Consider the following 22,704-nt stretch of genomic DNA (forward strand, 5'->3'; position numbering starts at 1 on the left):
CATTTGTTTAGGCCGCCCTAATCCGGTTCCGATGGAGTTGAGCCGTCGTGACGCGCTGGCGGCGCTCGCTGCGGGGGGTGCAGGGGTCGCGGGCGGCTGTGCGACGCTCCGCTGGGGGGAGGGTGACAGGGACGACCGGGGGTTCACGACCGCCGAGCGGGAGACGCTCGTGGCGGTGGCGCGGACGGTGTTCCCGAGCGCCGTCTCCGGCGTCCCCGAGTTCGTCGAGACGTACAGCGTCGGCCGGTTGCGCGACCGTCCGGCGTACCGCGACGGCGTCGCCGACGCCGTGGCGGCGCTCGACGAGTACGCGGAGGCGTGGTCCGACGCTCGGTTCGTCGATCTCGACCCGGAGGCCCGCGACGCCCTCCTCCGCGAGATGGACGTCGACGCGGCCGACCCGGTCCCCGACGGCGACGACCCCGAGCGGGTCCGCCACTACCTCGTGAACGAACTGCTGTACGCGCTCTACACGACGCCCACGGGCGGCCAACTCGTCGGTGTCGAGAACCCACAGGGCTTCCCGGGCGGCATCACCAGCTATCGACAGCCGCCGGAGGACGGCGAGGGAGGCGACGGGGGAACGGGGACGCGAGATGGGGTGGAGGATGAGTGAGTCGCCGGAGGACGACGTCGATCAGGCTCTCGACGCCGACCGAACGCCGAGCGAGCGCGTCGACGTCTGCGTCGTCGGCAGCGGTCCGGCGGGCGCGCTCGTCGCCCATCGACTCGCCGAGGCCGGCCACGACGTCGTCGTGCTGGAGGCCGGCGAGCGTTTCGAGGGGGACCGGCGCGAACGGATGGAGCAGGCTATCCGGCCCGCGTTCGGCCCAGGTTCGGTGTGGGATATGGGCGGCGAGCGCGACGCGTTCACCACCCGCGGCGACCGCCGGTACCCGCTGAACGCCTCGCGCGTGAAGGGTGTCGGCGGGACGACGCTCCACTGGCAGGGGATGGTGATGCGCCTCCACGAATCCGACTTCCGGCGGCGGACGCGCGACGGCGTCGCGGCCGACTGGCCGATCGACTACGACGACCTCCGGCCGTACTACGCGGCCGCGGAGTCGGCACTCGGCGTCGCCGGCGCAGCGGACAATCCCTTCGCCCCGCCGCGCGAGGAACCACACCCGTTGCCGGCGTTCGCTCCATCCTACAGCGACTCGCTGTTCGCCGGCGCGTGCGAGCGACTCGGGGTGGCGACCCACTCCGTGCCGAACGCACGTCTCTCCGAGTCCCGCGGCGACGACTCGGCGTGCGTCGGCTACGGGACCTGCAAGCCCGTGTGCCCCTCGGGCGCGAAGTACACCGCCGAACGACACGTCGAGCGGGCGGAGGCGGCAGGGGCGCGGGTGCTCACGCGGGTCCCCGTCCAGCGACTCGAACACGACGACGCGGGCGAACGCGTCGCGGCCGCCGTGTACGCGACCCCGGACGGGAGCGAGCGGCGGCAGGAGGCCCGCCAGTTAGTCGTCGCCTGCGGCGGCGTCGAGACGGCGCGACTGCTCCTCCTCTCGCGCTCGGAACGGTACCCTGACGGCCTGGCGAACTCCTCGGGGCTGGTGGGTCGCTACTTCATGGACCACCTGTTCGCCGGCGTCGGCGGGGTGCTCGGGGAACCGACCCGGCAGAACCACGTCGGCTTCCTCACGAGCGAGTCCCATCAGTTCTACGACGACCCGGGCGCGGCCATGTCGGGGAAAGGGGGCTCGATTCCGCCCGCGGACGACGACCTCGGCCCGATCAAGCTGGAGTTCCTGAACTACGCCGGCCCCTCGCCCGTGGAGACGGCGCTCTCAGGCGACGAGTGGGGTGACGAACTGCTGGAGACGCTCCGGGAGTCGTACGGCACCCACGTCGCGATGGGCGGACTGGTCGGTCAGCTCCCCCGGCGGGAGAACCGCATCACCCTCGACAAGTCACGCACCGACGACCACGGCAACCCGGTGCCGACGGTCCACTGGTCGCTCGACGACCGCACGAGGCGGACGCTTCGCCGCGCCAATGAGATCCAACGACGGATCCTGGAGGAACTCGGCGCCGAGGTCCGGTGGACCGTCGGTCCGTCGAACACCGGACCTGCGTTCCACCACATGGGGACGACGCGGATGGGAACGGACCCCTCCGAGAGCGTCGTAACCCCGCGACTCCGGACGCACGACCTGGAGAACTGCTGGGTCCCCTCGTCGAGCACATTCGTCACGAGCGGCGCGATGAACCCGACGCTCACCATCGCGGCGCTGGCGCTCCGGGTCGCGGACCATCTGGACGCAGAACTGTGATCGCGACCCGGTAGTGCAGTCCAGTCGGTCAGAGCCGCCGGAGGCGCTCCTCTAACGTCACGGTGAGGATGGACTTCGCGATGGCGGCGCCGCCGGCGAACGGGTCGAGTTTCGTCTCGCCGCGCCGCTCGTCGTACGGGATGGGGCGTTCGACGACCTCGTAGCCCCGCATCAGCGGCCGGACGAGGAGCTCGGCCGAGAGGCCGGTGTTCTCGGTCCACTCGATGGTCTCGATCACCTCGCGGCGGTAGGCCCGCATGCCGGTGGTGGTGTCGTGGACGCGCTCGCCCGCGAGGACGCTCGCGAGCGTCGCGAACGCCCGGTTGCCGAGTCGGTTCAGCGCCGGCATCTCGGCGGCCCCCCAGTAGAGCCGGTCGCCGCCCACCACGTCGGCGCCGTCGTTGACGGCCGCGAGGAACGCCGGCAGTTCCTCCATCGGGTACGTGTCGTCGCAGTCGGTGGTGACGACGACCGGACGGTCGGCCGCCGACAGCGCCGCCTCGACGGCGACGCCGTACCCCCGGGGCTCCTGCTCGATGACGCGGGCGCCGTGCTCGCGCGCGATCTCCGGCGTTCGGTCGTCCGAGCCGTCGACGCACACGACCTCCGCGCGACCGTCCGTGACCGCATCGATGTCCGCGAGGACGTGGCCGACGGCGGCCTCCTCGTTGTACGTACCCATGACGACGCTCACGTCGTCGAAGGTGTACCCATTCTCGTCGTCGTTGGTGCCTCCTTCCCCGCCGGACGGTTCGGCGGTGCCGGTCCGCACCTCGGTGGCGGTTCCCGTGTCGGTCGACGCGTCCCCGTCGAGGGGTCCGCTCGCTCGGTCCGTTTCGGGTTCGACCGGCACGTCCGCGTTCATACCTGTGGGTCGGGCGGCCATCACTTGAGGTTTTAGGTTGGCCGAAAAGGAACGTCTCGGTTAGCCCTCGACCACGTCGCGGATGCGGTCGAACACGTCGTCGGGCGTCCCCTCGCCGTCGACCTCGACCAGCGATCCCTCCTCGCGGTAGTGCTCGACGACGGGTTCGGTGTTCTCGCGGTAGACGCGGAGGCGCTCGCGTACGGTCTCCTCGGTGTCGTCCTCGCGCTGGACCAGCTCGCCGCCGCACTCGTCGCAGACGCCCTCCTCCTCGGGCGGGTCGAACCGGACGTGGTAGGTCGCGCCGCACTCGGAACACACCCGGCGGCCGGTGAGGCGGTCGACCAGTTCATCCTCGGGGACGGCGAGGAAGACCACCGTGTCGAGGTCCGTCTGCTCCGAGAGGTACTCGGCCTGTTCGAGGTTCCTGGGGTAGCCGTCGAGCACGAAGCCGTCGGCGTCCTCGAGGGCGGTGACGACGATCTCGTTGACTACCGGGTCCGGGACGAGTTCGCCGGCGTCCATGTACTCGCCGGGCGTCCCGTACTCCGTCTCCATCCCCTTGTTCGCCCGGAGCGCGTCGCCGGTCGTGATGTGGTCGAGGCCGTACTCGTCGGCGAGGCGCGTGCTCTGCGTTCCCTTGCCGGCACCCGGCGGTCCGAGCAGCAGGATTCGGTGATCGCCCATGTCGAAACCGTCCCCGGCCACGGTAAAAGGCGTGCTGAAAGCCGCTCGCCTTGCCCGGGGAGAAGGTCGGCCCCCGGCGAGGACCGGGGAGCGCCCGGTTTTTACCCCGGTTCGTCGTACCCGGACGTATGACACGCTTCGACGCCGACGAGCCGACCGACCGGCGGAAGCTCTTCGCCGACGCCGTGACCGCCCACCGAACCCGCGGCAGCTCCTTCCTCACGGTCGAGGCCCGCGAACCCGAGCAGGCGGTGCAGTTCGGTGAGGACGACGGTGGCGAGGCGGGCGGAACCGACGGCGGGGACGAGGAAGCCGAGGAGGACGAACCGCGGGCGCCCCCGTGGATCCAGTTCGCCGAGAAGACGTTCAACCTCGACTGCACCGACGGGGAACTGGAGCGCCTGAACGCCCTGCTCGACGAGTATCCGGAGTTCCGCATCGACGAGATGGAGTCGCCCGAGGAGGCCGACGGGACGAACGTCCGCATCTCGGCCCGATCGGACGCGAACCGACTCGCCGACTTCCTGGAGCGGGCGTTCCGCGAGGTGTACGAACAGCCGGAGGGCTACCGGGCCTGGGTCGTGCAGGTGTAACTTCGCTGCTTCGCTGGAATTCTATTACTGAAACGCTATCGAGAATGGAAGAACCGCTCAGTCAGGTTGCTTTTGAGTGATCACTTCTGTTACCGAGACCGTTTCCGAATCTTCAACTTCAATTAGATACGGTCGCCACTCTTCCAATCTGTGTTCCGTCGTAGATACCTCGGTGCCATCGACAGTCACTGTGATCGTGAACTGGTGGTCGTAGTCAAGTATCGGTATGAGATCTTCGAATAGAGTCTCCTCATCGGAACCGAGCGTGGCAGACCTCGTGCGACCGGTGAAGTCACCAGTGATGTCCACTCTGGCCTCATGTTTGACCGTATCAGCGTTGTAGAGTCGTACGTCAAGGTCGTTGGAGTTTCCAAGTCCACCGAGACACCCCGTAGTTGCCGAGACCGAAACAGTCAACCCTGAGAGGAGGACTGCTCGACGCGAGAGCAAGGACATATTTCACCTATCCGGAGTGATAATATAAGTAATTTCTATTTACTGACGACTTTCCGGGTAAGCGATCTGGAACCCACCAATACTTAGCGGGGATTCCGCTGAACCGGTAACCCATCGAGGAGTTCGACCGAACCGCTACGCACGTCACTCCCGGCCGACGAGCACGTACAACAGCGCCACGGCCGGCGCGCCGACGATCCAGGCGAACAGCCCGGCGACGACTGTCGCGATCGCCCAGACCGTCGCGTTGTCGTTACGACGGGCCGTCGCGTCCTGGTACACCCAGTAGGCGACGCCGACGGGGATGAGCAGGCCGAACGCCCCGAACATCAGGAAGACGATGAGCAGTTCCGGACCGCCGGGGATCGCACCGAAGAGGGGGACCATGCTCCGCCCGTCTCACCTCTCCGGTATCAAATTTCCCGTTCCGGCGCCTCCCCGTCCCGCCCGGAGGGATCCGGCCTCGGGTGGTCGCGCCCCGCGACGACGTAGAGCAGACTGACGACGACAGCCGAGAGGACGGAGCCGAGGCCGGCGAGCACGACGGCCGTCGGCCACGCCCGCGGGTTGTCGCTCCGGAGGCCGGCGTCCCACCCGACCAGCAGGGCGATGCAGGCGGTCGGGACCAGTCGAACGAGTAGTGCGGTCGCGAACGTTCCGCCGCCCGGGAGCGCGCCGAAGAGGGGGACCATACGCGTACGTCACCCGAATCGGACAAAAATCGACCGGCTCACTTCCGCACGACGACGATGTAGTAGACGACGTACGCGATTACGAACCCGATCAGGGAAAGGAACAGCGACGCCGCGGCCATGCCGACGGCCCAGAGCGCGGCGTTGTCGGTCCGCTTCTGCGCGTCGCGGTAGATGAAGTAACCGACGACGAGCGCGATGAGGACGTTGAACGCCAGCAACTCGACTCCGCCGGGAACCTGCAGGACGGCAGGCGTGAACATGGTCCGCTGTACACGGGGGATTCGGAAATAGCCGGTGGCCGGCCGGAGCGCCACCGGCCGAGGGCCGTCTCAGACGACGTCGGGGTCCGTGAGGTCCGCGCTCATCACGAAGTCCGGCTCGTCGGAGACGCTCATCCGTGCGGCCGCGACGTCGCTCACCGGGCCCGCACCCTCAGGAATCAGTACGCGCGTGTTGTCGTAGCCCTGCTCGCCGGCGTCGCGTGCGACCGCACGGAGGACCGCTCGGGCGGCGTCCGTCGTCTCCCACGCGCCGACGCCGTAGATTCCCCAGGTCTCGGCGTCTCCTTCCTCGGTCTCCCGTTCGTAGTCGTACGACCGGTAGCTGAACCCGCGGGTTCCGCCGTCGTTCGCGACGAACAGGCGGTCGTCGTCGGCCGCCTCGCGGAGCTGTTCGCGTCGGAACTCCGAGACCGCCCAGGACTCGTTCGCGTCCATCGCCAGCCCGCGGAGGTGCGTCCGGGCGTCGCTGGAACCCCACCAGGCCCACGCTGCGGCGGGGTCGGCGGTCACGTCGAGGTCGGGCGCGGCGTCCGGGTCCGGGTCGGGCTGTGCCCAGCGGAACTCCGTGGCCGGTTCGAAGCCGACCGCGCGCGACTGGCCGAGGCCGGCGACGTTCCACGAGAACACCATGTTCCGGCAGACCGCGGCGCCCCGCTCGCGGGTCCACCGGAACATCGCCTCCGAGAGGCTCGGGGAGAGTCCCTGACCCCTGTAGTCGGGGTTGACGCGCATTCCCTGGGCCCACCCTTCCGTGTCGGAGAGCATGACGCCCTGGGCGACGCCGGCGACGTCGGCGCCGTCGTTCACGTCGACGACGAACGTCCGCTGGTCGGGGCCGTCCGTCTCGACCCAGTGGCCGAACACCTCCGGGATGTAGTCGCCGTGCCGGTCGCCCCAAGTGTTCCGGGTGAACGAGACGACCGCCTCCTCGTCGTCCGCGCGGGCCTGGCGGACGGTGAACTCGGGGTTCGAGTCGGTCACGCCCACGGCCGGGACTCCTCCGTGAGTTCGCCGGCGAGGTCGCGGCCCATCGCGTCGGCCGGATCCTCGACGTTGGCGAGCGCCCACATCAGCTTCACCTTCGCCGTCCCGGGGAGGGTGTCGCCGGCCTCCACGACGCCGGCGTCGAGCAGGTCGCGGCCGGTGTCGTACACGCGGTCGCAGACCCGTCCCTCGAGGCACTGGCTCGTCATGACGACCGTCGCGCCCTCGTCGACGAGTTCGCCGAGCCGCGGGATCCGGTCGGTGTGGACGTGCCCGAGGCCCGTCCCCTCGACGACGACGCCGGCCTTCCCGTCGAGGTAGTCGAACGCGGCCGGGTCCATGCCGGGCGTGAACTTCACGAGCTCAACGCCCGGTTCGAGATCGGGGGCGACGTCGAGTTCGACCCCGTCGCGCTCGGCGTACTCCCTCCCGTCGGCGAACGTCACGGCCTCCGTCTCGTAGTCCACGCGGCCGAGCGGCTCGCCGCCGACCGTCTGGAACGCGTCACGGCGCGAGGTGTGGTTCTTCCGCACACGCGTCCCGCGGTGGAGCGAACAGTAGTCGTCCGAGGGCGTCCCGTGCATGCAGACCATCACCTCCGCGCAGTCGGCCTTCGCGGCCTCGACGGCGCAGACGGCGTTCATCACGTTGTCCGAGGAGGGGCGGTCGGCCGACCGCTGGCTCCCGGTGAACACGACGGGGACGGGCGTGTCGAGCATGAACGACAGCGCCGACGCGGAGTACTGCATGGTGTCGGTGCCGTGCATCACGACGACGCCGTCGGCGCCGGCCTCGATCTCCTCGTGGACCGCGCCGGCGAGCCGCTGCCAGACGTTGGGCTCCATGTTCTCCGAGAGGATGTTGGCGACGACGCGCCCGCGGTAGTTCGCCCGGCCGGCGAGGTCAGGGACGGCGCGGAGCACGTCCTCGGCGTCGAACTGCGCGGTCACGGCGCCGGTCCGGTAGTCGACCGTCGAGGCGATGGTCCCGCCGGTGGAGATGAGTGAGACGGTCGGCAGGTCGTCGTCGAACTCGATCTCCGAGACGTCGTCCTCGTCTCCGTCCTCCTCGCCGACGACGTGGGCGTCGCTCTCGAGCACCTCGACGTCGGCGTCCTCGCGGGCGACGCCGACGTTGTAGCCGCCCTCCAGTTTCACGACGAGGTGTTCTGCGTCCGAGGAGGGCATCAACACGCCCTCGTCCGTCACGTCCGCGTGGGTGACGCGGACGCGGTCTCCGGGGCTCGGTGACATACGTTCGAGTGGGCCGTGGCCGGACTTGAAACTGCCCTTGTCGGGTTATCGTTGACGGACCGATCGGAGGATTTCGGGGCGGTCGTGACCATCGGGCCCGATGGGACCACGGTTTCCGTCGAGAACACCGGCGCATCGCGACACAAGAATCATAGCACCTCGTCACCGACGCTCGAACATGTCGAAGAGCGTCGAGGAGCTCAAGGAACTCGCCGACCGCGACGTGAGCGACTCCGGTTCGGGGAGCGAAGCCGACGCGGACGATTCCTCGACCGCGTCGAAGGGATCCGGAAACCGCGGCGGACTACTGGGACGGACGCCGCTAACACTCCGCGGGTTCCTCCTCTCGCTGGTCGTCTGTGTCGCCGGTCTCGTCGTCGGCAGCGCCGTCCCGCTGATCGGCGGGCTGACGCGCTATCTCGGCCTGGGGGTCGCCGGCTTCGCCCTCGGGCTCCTCCGGTCCCGTCGCGCGTACCTCGAGGTCGGCACGGCCGGCGCGCTCTCCGCCACGGGCGTGTTCCTCCTCGGTCTGCTCACCAGCGGTAGCCTCCTGCTCGGCACGAACCTGGTCGCGGAGTTCGGCGTCTCGGCAGCGGTCGCGGGGGTCGGCGTCGGCGTGGGGGTCGGCCTCCTGCTGTCGCTCACGGGCTACTACTTCGGGCGGGACCTCCGCGACGGGCTGACGCGGGACGTCTGAATCGAACCGGTAATCTGATCGAAGGCTACGCCAGCGCCCAGGACCCGCCCCTGTTCCGCAACAGACCGCCGTCGGCGAGCTGTCGGAGTCCCTCCTCGACGGTCTCCCTGTCGGTCCCGACCTCGTCGGCGACCGACGGGACGGAGCCGTCCGTCGCGACGACCGCCGCGAGGAGTTCGGCGAAGAACCGCGAGTCCGCATCGACGCCGAGCTGATCGTTCACCCGGTCGAGCGTCTCGCTGATGCGACCGTGGACCCATCGTTGCGCGAGCGATAGCTCGCTCTCCAGCTCCTGGAGCCGGTCGAACTCGGCGGCCAGTTCCGCGAGGTCGTCGTTCTCGGTCGGCGGCTCCGAGGGGACCTCGGCGTCGAACTGCATGTGCGGGCAGCGACCGGCGATGTCGAGGCTCGGGTTCGCCGGGTAGGCGCTCTTCGCGCCGAAGCCGTGGCGGGAGACGTTCACCTCCAGCCTGATGTCCCGGGCGATGTGGAAGTACTTCCGCCGCCGGTCGTCGGTGTGGCTCTCGATGATCCCCGCCTCCTCGAGCTTTCGGAGGTGGTCGATGACGGCCTTCGGCGACACGCCGAGGTACTCGGAGATCTCCGTCACGTAACACGACTTGTGCGAGAGTAGCCGGAGGATGCGCCGGCGGTTCTCGTTGCCGAGGAGATCGAGGAGTACCGCGGAGTCCATACACGTGAGGTAAGCGACCCGCTACATAAAAGGTGCTCGTCGTACCCCGGTCGTGTTTAGATAGTCCCATTCAACCAGCGAGCGAACGTTTGGAGCCGGTTTTCAGTGGTTTCAGTAACTAAACACGACGGCCACGGGTTACCACAACGGCTATGAGTCGCTCCCTCGTCACCCGGTTCGATGAGCAGTCTCACCGACCGCTTCGGCGGCGAGTCGTCCTGGAGCGGCGAGCACGAGTACAAGGTCGTCCCCGCGCCCTCCAGCCTCCTCTGGTTCCGGATCAAGCACGACGAGACCGAGCAGCTACTGAACGAACTCGCTCACGACGGGTGGGAACTCGACGAGGCCGTCGTCAACTGGTGGGGCGGTGCGGACCTGATCCTCCGCCGGGAACGCTGACCTGAGCGTCGCACGACGCTCGAACCGCACGCCGGGTGTACGCGCGACGCCATGTCGCGCTGGCAGTGTTTAGTCAAGCGACTCACCGGACAAAGACTGGCGACGACTGGCCAGCCAAGCATTCTCGGGCGGGAATTCCGCAACCCTCCGAACCAGCCCTCCTACCGCCCCTCTCTCCTAACTGAACACTACCCGTATTCCGGAAGCCAGCGTCGACCCCGCGGAAGCCATCAGGTCGGGTGGTGGCGCTCCGTTCGAACGCTCCTACTGGCCTGCACTCCGCCGGGTGAGGAGCCGAGCCGCCACGCCGACGGCGAGGAGGGACGTGAGCACCGTCGCCGCCGCGAGCAGCCACCCCGGTTCGTACCGGACGGGCGGGTAGTTCGACAGCGGGAGGCCGACGAGGAAGCCGTAGTCGAACAGGTCGTTCGCCAGCGCGAGCACGAGCACCGCGGCCAGCGCACGCCGACTCGTCCGCCCGACGTGCGCGAGCACGCCCGCCCACAGCAGGAACGCGAGGTGGGTGAGGAGGATGCCCCAGTAGGCCCACAGCGAGTCGGGGCCGAAGCCGACGTAGAGGTCGTTCGGGAGGTCCGGACGGACGAGCGGGACGTTCAGCGCGAGGAACGTCCAGAGCCCCGTCTTGAGGAGCCAGACGACCGCGAGCGTGACGAGTGCATCGAGCAGGCGGTTCCGTGGAACGTCGGCGAGTCGCCGTCCGGCGAACGGGAGGACAGCGGCGAGTACGAGCGTTCCGAGCGCGATGGCCGTGGGGGAGTCGCCGTACAGCGGCCAGGCGTACGTCGCCACCGACGGTAGCGTCTCGACGTAGTACCGGACGCCGACGAGGAACGCCAGTCCGTTGGTGACGAGCAGCAGCGCGAGCGTCCACGGCGTAGTGAGGTAGAACTCGGCCAGCTCGCGCGGGACGAGGTCGTCCGGTGGCACGATCGGCGGTTCGGACGGGGGTGGGATAGCCCTCCCGGTCCTCGAACCGACAGTGATCGGTGGTGGAGCGCCGGCTGCTCCGGGCGCCAACGGGCGTCGTTTGCGTTACGGGGAGTGTCCGACCGCTGCGTGGGCGTGTGAACTCGCCGCTTCGACTCACGGTGTTTCGAGCGGTGGTGTCGCGATGTGCGGGCGAACGGGGGCTACCGGGAGGAGTAGTCTACCTGCCCCTCCTCCTCGCTCATCTCTATCGAGTAGAGGCGGGTATACGGAACGTGGAGGTAGGAACCGTCGTCGAGCTTGATTCTGACGCCGCGTACCTTCCCCGAGTCCGAGATCTTGTCTGCATCCACCTCCGCCTCCTCGATCCCGCTCGGCCCCTCGTAAACGACTTTTGCCATCCTCGCTAGGGAGGCATCCCGTTTCAATAAGGATGTCCTCGAGGGGTGGGACACGTCCCCGGTCAGGTTTGCCCGTCACCAGCCTGTCGGCCGGACGTAGCCCATCCCCGCCGCCGGGCCCGCCAGCCGCCCAGTTCGTCGACAGCTGCAGTTCCCACGCCGACAAGTTCGGGGGACGAGGACGCCTCGTGGGCGGACCGCCACCGCTATGACGGGTCGGTCCCTCGCTCCGTCCGATTCCGTATGGTCTCTACCGCCGACGTCCGGTCGCTGTTCGCCGACGACGGGCTGCCCGAACCGGACGAACTCCCCTGGTACGTCGCGCCCCTCCCGCGATGGCTGGAGAACTTCGGCCTGCGACTCGCCGGCGTCATCGCGCTCGTCAACCTCGTCGGCACCGCGTTCGGCTTCTGGTACTACGGCTTCCACCCCCTCCCGCTGTCCGACCCCCTCATCACCGGTCAGTTCGCCGGCGAACCGTCGATCATGTGGGCGTTCGTGCCCGACAGCCCCGTGGCGACGCTGTTCATCGCCGTCGCGCTCGGGCTCTGGTGGCTCGGCCGACCCAGCGAGTACTGGAACGTCATGGCGTTCTTCGGCTGCTGGAAGCTCGGGCTCTGGACGCCGTTCGTCCTGCTCGCGTTCGCGGACGGTTTCCTCGCCGGGACGGCGCTGCCGATGTACCTGTTCCTCTTCTTCTCGCACCTCGCGATGGTCGTCGAGGCGTTCCTCCTCCACCGCTTCTCCGACTTCCCGCTCCGCGCCGTCGCCGTCGCGGTCGCCTGGTACGGCCTCAACGACGTCCTGGACTACTTCGTGCCGATCGTCGGAACCCCCCACCACACGCTCCTCCCCGGTCAGGGGTACGACGCCGTCGCCGGCGGGTTCACCCACCCGCCCGAGATCCACACCGTCGCGGCCGCCGGCGCCGTCACGCTCACCGTCACCGCGACGCTCCTCGCGCTGGCCACGCGGCGGGCGAAGGCGCGGAACGACCGCCGGGCGTAGCTCGCGGAGGGTTGGGGCTCGCAGAGGTGTGGAGCCCGTCGACGTGCGGTATGAGGGAACCGCGGAGTTCTCGGAGGTCACGACGTTAAGGGGTGCGCGGACCAGAACGTCGTATGGCACTCTACGACGCCGTCGCCGACCTCCCCGTCACAGTCGAGTCAGTCGCCCTGCGACGCCGGGCACGCGACACCTCCTCCGGCTTCGAGCGCGTCACGACGACGTTCCGCCTGCGCGGCGGCGGCGAACTCGGTAGAGGGGAGGACGTCACCTACGACGCCCCGGACCACGACGCGCTGTACGACGACCCGGAGGCGGCGACCGACGGGGCGGCCGCGGCCGACGGGGACGCGGCTGCCGATTTCTCCGAACTACTCGGGGAGTGGACGTTCGCAGAGTTCTCCGACCACCTCGACGACGCGGACCTGTTCCCCCGAGGCGACCCGGAGCGGATGACGGCCCGACCGTACCGACGATGGGCCGTCGAGAGCGCGGCGCTCGACCTGGCGCTCCGGCGGGCCGACACGGACCTCGGAACGGTACTTGGGCGCGACCGCGATCCCGTTCGGTTCGTCGCCTCGACGCGGCTCGGCGACCCGCCGAGCCTCGACCGTGTGAACACCATCTCCGAGCGGGTTCCGGGCGTCGAGTTCAAACTCGACCCGACGAGCGACTGGTCGGACGCGGTGTTCGAGGGGCTGCCGGTCGAGCGGGTCCGCATCCTCGACCTGAAGGGGCTGTACGAGGGGACCGACGTAGACCAGGAGCCGGACCCCGCGTTCTACGAGCGCGTGGTGTCGGCGTTCCCCGAGGCCGTCCTCGAGGACCCGAACCTGACCGACGAGACACGGCGGATCTTCGAGGGCGAGGAGGACCGGGTCTCGTGGGACTACCCCATCACCGGCGTCGGGAGCGTCGATGCGCTCCCGTTCGAACCGCGGTGGCTGAACGTCAAGCCCTCGCGGTTCGGCACGATCGAGTCGCTGTTCGAGACGCTTGAGTGGGCAGCCGAGCGCGACGTGTCGCTGTACGGCGGCGGCCAGTTCGAACTCGGCGTCGGCCGGTCGCACCTCCACCTCCTCGCGTCGCTGTTCTACCCCGACGGGCCGAACGACGTCGCCCCCGGCACGTACAACGACCACGAGGTCCCTGCGCGCCTGCCCGCGAGCCCACTCGCGCCGTCGGCCGCGCCACGCGGGCTGGACTTCTGAGCGGTCGGTCGGCGCGTGACGGTGTCCTCGCTCCGTCCGTCGACGGTTCGCCCGCGAACTCGTCGGCGAACTACGAGGCCTCCTGTAGGTCGGCCTCGCCGTCCTCGTGGTGGGCGCGCACCCACAGCTCCCCGATGCGCGAGAGCCGCGTCCGGTAGGACTTCCCGCCGGACTCCTGCTCGACGTACCCCTTCCCACCCGGGCCGAGCCGGTCGACGTTGTAGATGACCTTCGACCGGAACGCGTCGGTGTACTCCTCGTTCAGCTCCGCGGCGAGCGACTTCGCCAGGTCGCTCACGGAGTCGAACTCGCCGTGCTCACCGAGCTTGAAGAGGATGACCTCCTCGAACGGCTTGACGTTCGAGAAGGAGGCCACCGGCAGTTCGACGATGTGGCTCCCGTCGATCTCCTTCGCGCCGATGGTGACACCGCGCTCGTCGAACTCCTCCAGCAGGTCGCCGGCCGCGCTGAGGCGCTCGGCGACCCGGTCCTCGTCCACGTCCTCGCCCGCCCGGAGGTCGGCGAGGAGGTCGCGCTCGGCCCGGAGTTCCTCGGCGAGTTCGGTCTCGAGGTACTTCTCGGGGGCGGTGTAGTAGGTGTGGATGCGGTCGCGGTCCTCCTGGCGCTCCAGGGTCACCGAGTGGGCGGCGGTGGCGAACGCGAACGAGACGGGACGGGGCATCGCGGAGACGTTCACCCACACCTCGGAGCCGGCGTCGAGTTCGGCGTTGATGAGGTCGTACGCCTGCTCGAAGGCGGCGTCGTAGTCGTACACGTCAGCGATCGGGACCCGCTCCGTCTCGGCGCCCAGCAGGTTGCCGAAGTCCGTCTCCAGCTTCTTGGCGAGGTTGCGCGAGTACTCGACGTTCGCCTCGCTCCCCACCGCGCCCTCGAGGAGGACCACGCGATCCACGTCGAGCTGGTCGCGGACGAGGGGCGCGATGAGCCGGTCGTAGTCGAAGCCGACCGGGACGACGTGCGTCTGCATTGATTGGTGTGAGGTATTGCTCGGGGTGGGAAAAGCGTGCCGCGATGATTGGTTGGATTCGACTCGCTCGATATCTCCGGTTCGTCTGCTTTCAGGGCCGACGCGTCCACGACCGTTCCCGTAACCTCGGAAGCCCCCGCGGCTGTCGACTCGGTGCGGCCGCTGTCGTTCGAAAGACTGCGCTTTGCGCAGTCTTTCGTGATGACGAAAGGCGCTCCGCGCCTTTCGAACCACGCTCCTCGCGCTCCCTTCGGTCGCGCTGCGGTGCTTGTCGGTCCGCGCCTTCGTCGACAGCCGCGGCCCCTTCCATTCCCCCCTGTGGGCGGTCGGGTGGGGTTTTCAAGTTGATCTCCGCGGTGGTACCAATGACCGAGAACGGAAAGCGATCGACGAATGATTTCAGAGCTAATCAGCGGAGACGCCGAACTTCGCGGCATCCTCTCCTACTGCGGGCGAGGTCACGATCGAGACGCCCACGGTCACGACCGCGCCCAGCAGCATGCACCACAGGGCGAAGTCCCAGGTGAGGTACGTCGCCGGCAGCGGGAGGAACACGTGCGACAGGTAGGCGAGTTGCCCGACGATCACGCCCGACGCGATGCCCCAGCGGGTCACGCCGCCCCAGTACAGCGCGAGCATGACGGGGATGGTCAACTGGGCGTACCCGCCGAACGCCGTGTCGCCGAGTTCGACGAGGAAGTTCAGTCCGGTGCCGGCGCCCGTGACCAGCGACGCGAGGAAGGTGAGCCCCGCGAAGACGGCGACGCCGACGCGGCCGACCCATCCCTCGCGCTCGTCGCTCGCGTCCGGCGCGACGAACGGCCGGTAGAGGTCGCGGGTGAAGTAGGACGCCCCCGAGAGCAGCATCGAGTCAGAGGAGGACATCATCGCGGCCATCGCCCCGGCGATGACCAGCGCCGCGAACCACACCGGCGTGTACTCCCGCAGGAGCGCGGGGATGACGTTCCCGCCGTCCGGCACCGTGATGCCGAGCCCCGCGGCCCACGTGCCGAGCAGGAACGTCGGGACGAACAGCAGGAGCACGAGCACCGGCCAGAGCGCGAACGAACGCTTCAGCGTCGCCGCGTCGCGCGCGATGAAGAACCGCTGGTTCACCTGCGGGAACATCGTCACGCCGAAGGCGATGACGACCGCCGTCGAGATGACGTACTGCGGGCTGTACAGCCCGCCGCCCAGCGCGAGGAACTCCGGCCTGTTCGTCGCGAGCGCGGAGGAGACCGAGCCGAACCCGCCCGCGGCCGAGAGCACCCACGCGACGGCGATCCAGACGACGCCGAGCATGAACAGCCCCTGGAGCGTGTCGGTCCAGGCGACCCCGCGCATCCCGGCCAGGCCGACGTACAGCACCATGAACACGGTGATGAGCGCCGCGCCGGCCCAGTAGGGAACCGCGCCGTCGGTCAGGCCGACGATGGCCTGGCCGGCCCCGACCTGCTGGAGCATCACGTACGGGAACAGCCACAGCAGGCCGACGCCCGCCACGACTCCCCGAAGCAGTCGCGAGCCGAAGCGATCCCCGAGCATCTCCCCGAGCGTGACGTAGCCGTGCGCCTGCCCGACGAGCCACTGCTTGTAGCCGATGACGTACCAGAGGATGGCGAACAGGATGCCGTCCATCAGCCCCATCACGAGGATCCACTCAGGGCCAGCGGAGAACGCGACGTTCGGACCCCCGAAGAACGTGAACGCCGACAGCAGGGTGGCGAACGTCGTGAACAGGAGCACCACCGTTCCGACCGATCGGCTCGCGAGGTAGTAGTCCTCGGCGCTGCGGTCGGTGAGCCGGTAGGCGAGCAGGCCGATCGCGAGCGCGACCAGCAGGTAGCCACCGACGATGCCGAGCGAGAGGCCGACGTCAGCCACGGTAGATCGCCTCCGCGTCGACGCCGCGGTCCCACGCCCCGCGCGTGAAGCCGTAGAAGGTCAGGGATGCGAGCGCCATCCAGGCGATGTGCCACCAGAGCCAGAGGGGGAGGCCGGCGACCGTCGTCGCGTCGCGCCACAGGAACCAGGGGACCGCGAGCGCCACCAGGACGGCGAACGCGAGCACCCACAGGAAGTCCGTCCGTTTCCGGGTCATCGAAGCGGGATTCCCGTGTCTACTCCCTAAGTGTTACTGTTCCTTCTGTCTATAACCGGTTCCGAAGACAAATTCTCTTCAATCCCGCCCGCCGAGCGGAACACCGGCTTTATGCGCCGGACGGACTCACGCTCTCCCGATGGAGTACGTCCAGGAGCGCGTCGCGACGCTCCACGACCTCGGCGTGGGGACGAGGACGGGAATCGACGCGGGCGGGGGGACCGCATCGAACTCCCGACCAGGTGTCGACTCGCGACCCGGCCTCGATCCCCGGGCCGTGCCGACGGGGCGCGCGTCGGTCGTCGTCCCGATGACCGAACGGGAGTACGCGGGCATCGCCGCCGAACGGGTGCTGTCGGAACTGGAGGCGCTCGACGTCGGCCGGGTCGTCGTCCCCCTGCGCGCCTCCGCCTCGCGCGTCGGGGAGGTACGGGACTGGCTCGACGGCTTCGACCTCCCGCTGGACCTGCTGTGGTGTGACGGGCCCAGGGTGGCTGACCTCCTCGCGGACGCCGACCTCGACGGCGGCCGGGGGAAGGGACGGGACGTCTGGCTCGCGCTCGGCATCGCGCTCGACGCGGCCGACGCGGAGTACGTCGTCCTCCACGACGCCGACACCACGTCGTACTCGCGGGAGTACGTCCGACGTCTGGTGTTCCCCCTCGCGCACGGCTACGAGTTCTCGAAGGGGTACTACGCCCGCGTCGAGGGTGGGCGGCTGTACGGCCGGCTGTTCCGACTGTTCTTCGCCCCGCTCGTCCGGGCGCTCTGCGACGCCCACGACGACCCGTTGCTCTCGTATCTCGACTCGTTCCGCTACGCGCTCGCAGGCGAGTTCGCCGCGACAACCGACGTCGCCGCCTCGCTCCGCGTCCAGCGCACCTGGGGGCTGGAGGTCGGCACCCTCGCGGACGCCTTCGCGGCCGCGGGGTTCGACGGGACGGCGCAGGTCGACCTGGGGAGCTACACCCACGACCACCGCGCCGTCTCCGGGCCGACGGGGCTCTCGGACATGAGCGATTCAGTCGGCGCCGCGCTCCTCCGGGCGGTCGAGGAACGCGGGGTGGAACCGGCGTACGACACCCTGCCGGCGCGCTACCGCGAGGCCGCCGACTCGTTCGTCCGGTCGTACGCGACCGACGCGGCGTTCAACGGCCTCGACTACGACGCGGCCGACGAGCGCGAGCAGGTGGCGACGTACGCCGAGGCGATCGGCCCGCCAGGCGCGGACGACAGGCTCCCCTCGTGGAGGGAGACGTCCCTCGATCCGTCCGCGGTGGGCGCGGCAGCCGCCGCGGACGTGGACGCCGTAACGGGCGCCGACGCGGACGCGGCGACCGACGTCGACGACGCGACCGAGTGAGCGGACGCGGGTGCGCGAGACGAGTCTCGCCGAGCGAGACGACCGGATCGTGTAGGCCGGGGTAGCCGGCGCGAGCAAGCACGGCCAGGACTGCAACGTTGAAGGGTCGTCGTCGCACACAAGAGGCATGGACCTCGACGGGGTGCGGCGCCACACGCCGGTGACGTTCACCGACGCCGAGGAGCGAGCGGCGGTGCTCGCCCCCGTCATCGACCGGGACGGCGAGCCACACATCCTGTTCACGAAGCGTGCGGAACACCTGAGCAGTCACCCGGGGCAGATGAGCTTCCCGGGCGGCGGCGTCGAGTCGATCGACGCAAACCTGGAGGAGACGGCACTCCGGGAAGCGGAGGAGGAGATCGGCCTCGAACCTACGGAGGTGGGCGTCGTCGGAAAACTCGACGACGTTCCGACGGTGTCCGAGTTCGCGGTAACGCCCTTCGTCGGCACGGCCCCGGACCGCGAGTACCGGCCGAACGACGGCGAGGTCGCCGAGATCGCCGTCCTCGCGGTCGCCGACCTGACCGACCCGGCGAACTACGAGTCGGAGCGCCGCGACCACAGTCACTACGGCCAGGTCCGCATCCACTTCTTCCACGTCGACGGCTACACGGTCTGGGGCGCGACCGGGCGGATGCTCGTGCAACTGCTCGAGCTCACCACCGACTGGCGGATGCCCGAGGAGGTCGACCGCGTCGTCGACCCGGACGCGGACCTGCCGTCCTGACCGATGCAGGAACCGGAGCACTCGCCGGTCAGGAAGAATGGCTCGAGTAGCGCCCGTGTCGGGAACTACACGTAGCTGAAGACGACTATCGCGCCGAAGATCAGGACGAGGAACGTCACGAGCACGAGCACCGTCTTGACGCGGTCGGACTCGACGAACCCGTCGCCCGGCTTCCCCGCGCCCCGTCCTTCCCCGCCGATAGGGCCGATACTGTCCATACACATATCGTTTCAGACGATGAGGTATGTATCTTGTCCCGAACACCACGCGTCGTTCGGGACGACGCCCACGTCGAGGACGTGCCGAGCGAACTCCGAGGGGAACGCGCCGATACTGTCGGAGACGCCACGCTTATCCCCGCCCCCCGACTCGTTCGGACATGGCCGCACAGGCGATGGATCGCGTTCCGCGACCGTTCTGACCGACCCGATTCGATGACAGGTACTCGCATGACCGATAGCCACTGCCCCTGCTCGTCCCTTCCACTCTACTGGTCCAATGGGGGTCGCCGATGAGGACCCGCACCGACCACGCCGCCGGCATCGCCGCCCGGACCGGCCTCGACGGCGTCGCGCTCAAGCCGACCGAGTGCGACGTCGCCGTCGCCCGGGACCTCCAGTTCGACCTGGTCTGCGTGGACTACGAGGGGCGCGAGGCGCTCCCGGAGTTCGACCGGCTCGCCGCGCTCGCGGGCGAGCGCGAGGTCAGGCTCACGACGCCGGTCCGCGCGGACGGCTTCGACCCCCGGGGTGACGACTCCCTGACGGCATCGCTCCCGGACGGCGTTCGACGCGTGCTCGTCGCGGGTCACCCGGCGTACCTCACCGAGCGGGAGAAGTCGCGGGCCGTCGCCCCGCGACTCGGCGAGGCCGTCGCCGTCAGCGCCGACCCCTGGGTCGGCACCGAGGGCGTCGAACGGCTGGCGCTCGCCGCCGGCGGGACCCAGTACGAACTCCTCTCGCGGGCGACCGAGCGGGACGTCCGCGGGCTCCGGGCCGCGGGATTCGACGGTGAAGTCGCCGTCTACGCGCCGACGGTCCCGACCGCCGACGAGGACGCCGTACTAGACGCCGTGGGACCGTACGCCGCCCGACGGAAGCCGGTCCGGACGGCCCTTCCCGACGACGCGCCCACCGATTCGACGGCGACTGGGCGCGCCCGCGAGGTGCTCTCGAAGGCGGTCCGGGACTACGCGCTCGTCGGGGAACCCGACGCGGTCGCCGAGCGCGTGACGGCGCTGAAGGAGGCCGGGGTGGACTACGTGGTCGGGTACCCCGCTGCAGGCGTCGAGTCGTTCCGATAGGTCGTCCGCTCCGTTCTTCGTCGTCGCCGGTTCAGCCGCCCACCCCCACCCGACCGGCTAAGTAGGTTCCCGCGGACTGCCGGGTATGCGACTCCTGCACGAGCAAACCACCACGGAGGCGGGCGACCTGTTCGACGACGAGGTCGAGGTCGCCGTGCTCCCCGCGGGCTCCGTCGAACAGCACGGCCCGGCGCTTCCGCTGGGCACCGACTTCCTCGCGGCCGAGGCAGTCGCGCGCGGGCTCGACCGCGACGACTCGGTCGTCCTTCCGACGGTCCCGGTCGGCGTGTCGACCCACCACCGTCAGTTCGACGGGACGCTGTGGGTCGACCCCGAGACGTTCGAGGACTACGTCGGCGAGATCCTCGCGTCCGTCGCGAGCCACGGCGTCCGCAAACTGGTCGTCGTCAACGGTCACGGGGGGAACGTAGACGCGCTCTCGCGGACCGCGCGTCGGCTGCGGGGCGAACGGATCGCCTTCGCCGCGCCGTGGAACTGGTGGTCGAGCCTCGACGGCCTCGACGAGGCGCTGTTCGACCAGTCGGGAATCGGTCACGCCGACGCGATGGAGACGTCGATGATCGCCCACCTGGCCGCCGACCTCGTGCGCGAGGCCGCGATCGAGGAGGCGGAGGCCGGCGCCGCCGACTCGTGGGGGAGGACGGTCCACGGCGCGGAGGTCGGGTTCGACGTGGCCGACTTCTCCGAGTCTGGCGCGGCCGGTCGGCCGACCGACGGGAGCGCCGAGAAGGGGCGGCGGCTGTACGAGCAGTCCGTGAGCGAACTCGACGCGCTCGTGGGGTGGCTGACCGAACGGCCGTTCGACGCGCTCATGCCCGAACCGCATCGATGAGGGTCGCGGTCATCGGCGCGGGCGCAGTCGGGCTCACGGCCGCCCGCGACCTGGCGGCCGGCGGCGCGTCGGTCACCGTGTACGACCGGGGAGAGCCCGGCTCCGGGTCGTCGGGTCGCGCCGCGGGCGTGCTGTACGACGCGTACGCCGAGGACGTGGACGCCGAACTGGGCGCGCGAGCGATGGAACGGTTTCGCGAGTTCTCGGGGACGGGCGGCTTCGAGTTCCGCGAGTGCCCGTACGTGTTCCTCGCGCGAACGGGAGACGAGGACGTGGCGGAGGCTATCCCCGCGAGCGTCGAACGCATGCAATCCCACGGTCGGCCCGTCGAGTCCGTCACCCCAGCAGAACTGGGAGAGCGGTTCCCCACGCTTCGGACCGACGACGTCACCGTCGCGGCCGTCGCCGAGAACGCCGGCTGGACCGACCCCGGGTCGTACGTCGAGATGATGGCCGGACGGGCGGGTGAGGCGGGCGTCGAACTGCGTCCGAACGAGTCGGTCTGCGTCGACCCCGACGGGCCTGGCGTCATCGCCGATGGCGGAGGGACGGCGACGGGGTACGACGCGGTCGTCGTCGCGGCGGGCGCACACACGAAGCGGGTGCTCGTGGACGCCGGTATCCCGGTCCCGCTGAAGCCGTACCGCGTGCAGGCGCTCGTCTCCGGGACCGCCTACGACGGGCCGATGTGCTACGACGCGACCGCCGGGGCGTACTTCCGCCCGCACCCGACGGGCCTGCTCGGCGGTGACGGCACGGTGCCGGTGGAGGCCGACCCCGACGACTGGGACCGGGAGGCGGACAACTGGTTCGTCGACGAACTCGGTGGGATGCTCCGGCACCGCGCCGATCACGACCCGGCGGTCGAGCGCGCGTGGGCCGGCCTCTGCACTGCGACGCCGGACGGGGATCCGCTGCTTGGGGAACTCCGCGAGGGCCTATACGTTGCCGCCGGGTGGCAGGGCCACGGGTTCATGCGCGCGCCGGCCGTCGGTGAAGCCGTCGCGGCGCAAGTGCTGGGCAAGTCGGACGGCATCGCCCCGTTCGACCCGAGGCGGTTCTCGGGCGACGAGACGTTCGAGATCAGCGAAGGAATGGCGGTGGAGACGGACCGGGACGGCGCATGACTACTCCCCGTCGTCTCTCGACTGCTCGTACTCCTCGGGGCTGTCGTACTCGTCGGACTCGTCGTACTCCCCACCCTCCTCGAGGGTCTCGGCCTCGTCCTCGGGTTCGCCCATGCCCACGTCCTCGCCGGGCGGCCGCTTCCAGTCGTCGTCCTCGGTGTCGGCGTCCCGGTCGGCCTCCTCGTCCCCCTCGATGGTGAGGGTCGTGCTCCGCTCCTCTTCCGTCTTCGGGAGCGTCACCCGGAGCGTGCCGTTGTCCGTCAGCGTCGCCTCGGCTCCGGCGGGGTCGACGGACGCGTGGGGCGGCAGCTGCGCGCGTCCGTCGAGCGACAGCCCCCGACCGGGGAAGCGCATCTCGAACCCCTCGTGGAAGTCGCGGAAGCGGTCCACGCGCACCTCGACGGCGCCCTCGCGGAAGCGCACCTGGATGTCGCTCCGGGTGGTTCCGGGGGCGTCGAAGACGACGAGGTAGGCGTCCTCGGACTCCAGCAGGTCGTATGGGAGCGGGGTCCGCTCCTGGACCTTCCCCATCCCGCGACCGACGCGGTCGAGCACGGTCGTCACCGCCGACTTGCCGACCTCCTTCAGGTCGCCGCGGCGCTCGCTCCGGCCCTTCATAGTTCGATCTCCTCCAGGCAGTCCGTCCCGCCACAGAGCGGGCACGAGAGGTCCGAGACGGCGTGGTCGTCCGCGATATCGTACGTGTAGTGGTTCTCGAACATGTCGAGCTCGCAGTCCGCGCTCGTGCACTTGACTTCCTTCGTGGCAGGCATGGGTGACGCTAGGGGCGGGCG

General features: G+C 69.5%; 29 protein-coding genes. 12 read left to right on the forward strand and 17 right to left on the reverse strand.

The features are described 5' to 3' along the window. The first annotated feature begins 31 nt into the window (after positions 1 to 31). Together HUG10_RS00830 and HUG10_RS00835 are read left to right on the forward strand one after the other, a co-directional pair. On the forward strand, positions 32 to 616 hold the full coding sequence (locus HUG10_RS00830; RefSeq protein ID WP_179167744.1) for a gluconate 2-dehydrogenase subunit 3 family protein: 585 nt from the start codon (positions 32 to 34) through the stop codon (positions 614 to 616). Beyond that, positions 609 to 2,279 carry a GMC family oxidoreductase gene (locus tag HUG10_RS00835; RefSeq protein ID WP_179167745.1) on the forward strand — a complete coding sequence of 557 codons (1,671 nt, stop codon included), beginning with the start codon at positions 609 to 611 and terminating at the stop codon, positions 2,277 to 2,279. The genes HUG10_RS00830 and HUG10_RS00835 overlap by 8 nt, the downstream gene beginning before the upstream one ends. 28 nt (positions 2,280 to 2,307) lie before the next feature. Here HUG10_RS00835 and HUG10_RS00840 read toward each other — a convergent pair whose 3' ends face one another. Both HUG10_RS00840 and HUG10_RS00845 read right to left on the reverse strand, forming a co-directional pair. Continuing rightward, the gene (locus HUG10_RS00840) at positions 2,308 to 3,144 is read right to left on the reverse strand and encodes a dolichyl-phosphate hexose transferase (RefSeq protein ID WP_179167746.1); all 837 of its coding nucleotides are present in this window, start codon (positions 3,142 to 3,144) and stop codon (positions 2,308 to 2,310) included. A gap of 60 nt (positions 3,145 to 3,204) precedes the next feature. Beyond that, positions 3,205 to 3,831, reverse strand: coding sequence for an adenylate kinase (locus HUG10_RS00845; protein WP_179167747.1), 627 nt, complete (start codon positions 3,829 to 3,831; stop codon positions 3,205 to 3,207). 128 nt (positions 3,832 to 3,959) lie between these two features. Between HUG10_RS00845 and HUG10_RS00850 the strand changes: the two genes are divergently transcribed. Then, a complete protein-coding gene (locus HUG10_RS00850) occupies positions 3,960 to 4,424 on the forward strand; it encodes a hypothetical protein (RefSeq protein WP_179167748.1) in 465 nt (154 codons plus the stop codon). Between the two features lie 57 nt (positions 4,425 to 4,481). On the opposite strand, the gene HUG10_RS00855 is transcribed toward HUG10_RS00850, so the two are convergent. The 6 genes from HUG10_RS00855 to gatD form a co-directional block, all read right to left on the reverse strand. Continuing rightward, positions 4,482 to 4,880, reverse strand: coding sequence for a hypothetical protein (locus HUG10_RS00855; RefSeq protein ID WP_179167749.1), 399 nt, complete (start codon positions 4,878 to 4,880; stop codon positions 4,482 to 4,484). A gap of 144 nt (positions 4,881 to 5,024) precedes the next feature. Further along, the gene (locus HUG10_RS00860) at positions 5,025 to 5,267 is read right to left on the reverse strand and encodes a hypothetical protein (RefSeq protein ID WP_179167750.1); all 243 of its coding nucleotides are present in this window, start codon (positions 5,265 to 5,267) and stop codon (positions 5,025 to 5,027) included. 26 nt (positions 5,268 to 5,293) lie between these two features. Beyond that, positions 5,294 to 5,572 (reverse strand): hypothetical protein, encoded by a 279-nt coding sequence (locus HUG10_RS00865; protein WP_179167751.1) that lies wholly within the window; start codon positions 5,570 to 5,572, stop codon positions 5,294 to 5,296. Between the two features lie 38 nt (positions 5,573 to 5,610). Next, positions 5,611 to 5,835 carry a hypothetical protein gene (locus HUG10_RS00870; RefSeq protein ID WP_179167752.1) on the reverse strand — a complete coding sequence of 75 codons (225 nt, stop codon included), beginning with the start codon at positions 5,833 to 5,835 and terminating at the stop codon, positions 5,611 to 5,613. 69 nt (positions 5,836 to 5,904) lie between these two features. Beyond that, on the reverse strand, positions 5,905 to 6,843 hold the full coding sequence (locus tag HUG10_RS00875; protein ID WP_246310194.1) for a GNAT family N-acetyltransferase: 939 nt from the start codon (positions 6,841 to 6,843) through the stop codon (positions 5,905 to 5,907). Then, a complete protein-coding gene (gene gatD / locus HUG10_RS00880; protein ID WP_179167753.1) occupies positions 6,834 to 8,093 on the reverse strand; it encodes a Glu-tRNA(Gln) amidotransferase subunit GatD in 1,260 nt (419 codons plus the stop codon). Before gatD ends, HUG10_RS00875 begins: the two co-directional genes overlap by 10 nt. A 178-nt stretch (positions 8,094 to 8,271) precedes the next feature. Here gatD and HUG10_RS00885 point away from each other — a divergent pair, with 178 nt between their 5' ends. Continuing rightward, positions 8,272 to 8,790, forward strand: coding sequence for a hypothetical protein (locus tag HUG10_RS00885; protein ID WP_179167754.1), 519 nt, complete (start codon positions 8,272 to 8,274; stop codon positions 8,788 to 8,790). Positions 8,791 to 8,815: 25 nt separating this feature from the next. Here HUG10_RS00885 and HUG10_RS00890 read toward each other — a convergent pair whose 3' ends face one another. After that, complete coding sequence (locus HUG10_RS00890) at positions 8,816 to 9,484, reverse strand: ArsR/SmtB family transcription factor (RefSeq protein ID WP_179167755.1); 669 nt, start codon at positions 9,482 to 9,484, stop codon at positions 8,816 to 8,818. Between the two features lie 180 nt (positions 9,485 to 9,664). On the opposite strand from HUG10_RS00890, the gene HUG10_RS00895 reads away from it, so the two are divergent. Continuing rightward, entirely contained in the window at positions 9,665 to 9,883 is a 219-nt protein-coding gene (locus tag HUG10_RS00895; protein WP_179167756.1) for a DUF4177 domain-containing protein, read from the forward strand. A 264-nt stretch (positions 9,884 to 10,147) separates the two neighbouring features. Here HUG10_RS00895 and HUG10_RS00900 read toward each other — a convergent pair whose 3' ends face one another. Then, positions 10,148 to 10,831, reverse strand: a complete 684-nt coding sequence (locus HUG10_RS00900) for a DUF1405 domain-containing protein (protein ID WP_179167757.1) — start codon at positions 10,829 to 10,831, stop codon at positions 10,148 to 10,150. Between the two features lie 203 nt (positions 10,832 to 11,034). After that, on the reverse strand, positions 11,035 to 11,232 hold the full coding sequence (locus HUG10_RS00905) for a hypothetical protein (protein ID WP_179167758.1): 198 nt from the start codon (positions 11,230 to 11,232) through the stop codon (positions 11,035 to 11,037). A 243-nt stretch (positions 11,233 to 11,475) separates the two neighbouring features. Between HUG10_RS00905 and HUG10_RS00910 the strand changes: the two genes are divergently transcribed. Then, positions 11,476 to 12,240, forward strand: coding sequence for a DUF1405 domain-containing protein (locus HUG10_RS00910; RefSeq protein ID WP_179167759.1), 765 nt, complete (start codon positions 11,476 to 11,478; stop codon positions 12,238 to 12,240). 113 nt (positions 12,241 to 12,353) lie between these two features. Next, on the forward strand, positions 12,354 to 13,448 hold the full coding sequence (locus HUG10_RS00915) for an enolase-like domain-containing protein (protein ID WP_179167760.1): 1,095 nt from the start codon (positions 12,354 to 12,356) through the stop codon (positions 13,446 to 13,448). A gap of 70 nt (positions 13,449 to 13,518) precedes the next feature. Here HUG10_RS00915 and HUG10_RS00920 read toward each other — a convergent pair whose 3' ends face one another. From HUG10_RS00920 to HUG10_RS00930, 3 genes are all read right to left on the reverse strand, one after another. Further along, positions 13,519 to 14,436: an HFX_2341 family transcriptional regulator gene (locus tag HUG10_RS00920; RefSeq protein ID WP_179167761.1), complete on the reverse strand. Its 918-nt coding sequence runs from the start codon at positions 14,434 to 14,436 to the stop codon at positions 13,519 to 13,521. 405 nt (positions 14,437 to 14,841) lie between these two features. Further along, on the reverse strand, positions 14,842 to 16,320 hold the full coding sequence (locus HUG10_RS00925; protein WP_179167762.1) for a sodium:solute symporter family protein: 1,479 nt from the start codon (positions 16,318 to 16,320) through the stop codon (positions 14,842 to 14,844). Continuing rightward, entirely contained in the window at positions 16,313 to 16,537 is a 225-nt protein-coding gene (locus HUG10_RS00930; protein ID WP_179167763.1) for a DUF3311 domain-containing protein, read from the reverse strand. Before HUG10_RS00930 ends, HUG10_RS00925 begins: the two co-directional genes overlap by 8 nt. A gap of 139 nt (positions 16,538 to 16,676) precedes the next feature. Between HUG10_RS00930 and HUG10_RS00935 the strand changes: the two genes are divergently transcribed. Both HUG10_RS00935 and HUG10_RS00940 read left to right on the forward strand, forming a co-directional pair. Beyond that, positions 16,677 to 17,900, forward strand: coding sequence for a glycosyltransferase family protein (locus HUG10_RS00935; protein WP_179167764.1), 1,224 nt, complete (start codon positions 16,677 to 16,679; stop codon positions 17,898 to 17,900). Positions 17,901 to 18,027: 127 nt separating this feature from the next. Continuing rightward, entirely contained in the window at positions 18,028 to 18,627 is a 600-nt protein-coding gene (locus HUG10_RS00940; protein ID WP_179167765.1) for an NUDIX hydrolase, read from the forward strand. A gap of 65 nt (positions 18,628 to 18,692) precedes the next feature. Here the strand turns inward: HUG10_RS00940 and HUG10_RS00945 are convergent, their stop codons facing one another. Continuing rightward, positions 18,693 to 18,845: a hypothetical protein gene (locus HUG10_RS00945; protein ID WP_179167766.1), complete on the reverse strand. Its 153-nt coding sequence runs from the start codon at positions 18,843 to 18,845 to the stop codon at positions 18,693 to 18,695. Positions 18,846 to 19,138: 293 nt separating this feature from the next. Between HUG10_RS00945 and HUG10_RS00950 the strand changes: the two genes are divergently transcribed. From HUG10_RS00950 to HUG10_RS00960, 3 genes are all read left to right on the forward strand, one after another. After that, positions 19,139 to 19,930: a DUF7388 family protein gene (locus tag HUG10_RS00950; protein WP_179167767.1), complete on the forward strand. Its 792-nt coding sequence runs from the start codon at positions 19,139 to 19,141 to the stop codon at positions 19,928 to 19,930. A gap of 85 nt (positions 19,931 to 20,015) precedes the next feature. Next, positions 20,016 to 20,783: a creatininase family protein gene (locus tag HUG10_RS00955; RefSeq protein ID WP_179167768.1), complete on the forward strand. Its 768-nt coding sequence runs from the start codon at positions 20,016 to 20,018 to the stop codon at positions 20,781 to 20,783. Further along, a complete protein-coding gene (locus HUG10_RS00960; protein WP_179167769.1) occupies positions 20,780 to 21,910 on the forward strand; it encodes an NAD(P)/FAD-dependent oxidoreductase in 1,131 nt (376 codons plus the stop codon). The genes HUG10_RS00955 and HUG10_RS00960 overlap by 4 nt, the downstream gene beginning before the upstream one ends. Here HUG10_RS00960 and HUG10_RS00965 read toward each other — a convergent pair whose 3' ends face one another. Further along, positions 21,911 to 22,528, reverse strand: coding sequence for an Hsp20/alpha crystallin family protein (locus HUG10_RS00965; protein ID WP_179167770.1), 618 nt, complete (start codon positions 22,526 to 22,528; stop codon positions 21,911 to 21,913). Continuing rightward, positions 22,525 to 22,683, reverse strand: a complete 159-nt coding sequence (locus HUG10_RS00970) for a DUF7559 family protein (protein WP_179167771.1) — start codon at positions 22,681 to 22,683, stop codon at positions 22,525 to 22,527. The genes HUG10_RS00965 and HUG10_RS00970 overlap by 4 nt, the downstream gene beginning before the upstream one ends. Positions 22,684 to 22,704 lie beyond the last annotated feature (21 nt).

The organism is Halorarum halophilum, from assembly GCF_013401515.1.
Taxonomy (GTDB): domain Archaea; phylum Halobacteriota; class Halobacteria; order Halobacteriales; family Haloferacaceae; genus Halorarum; species Halorarum halophilum.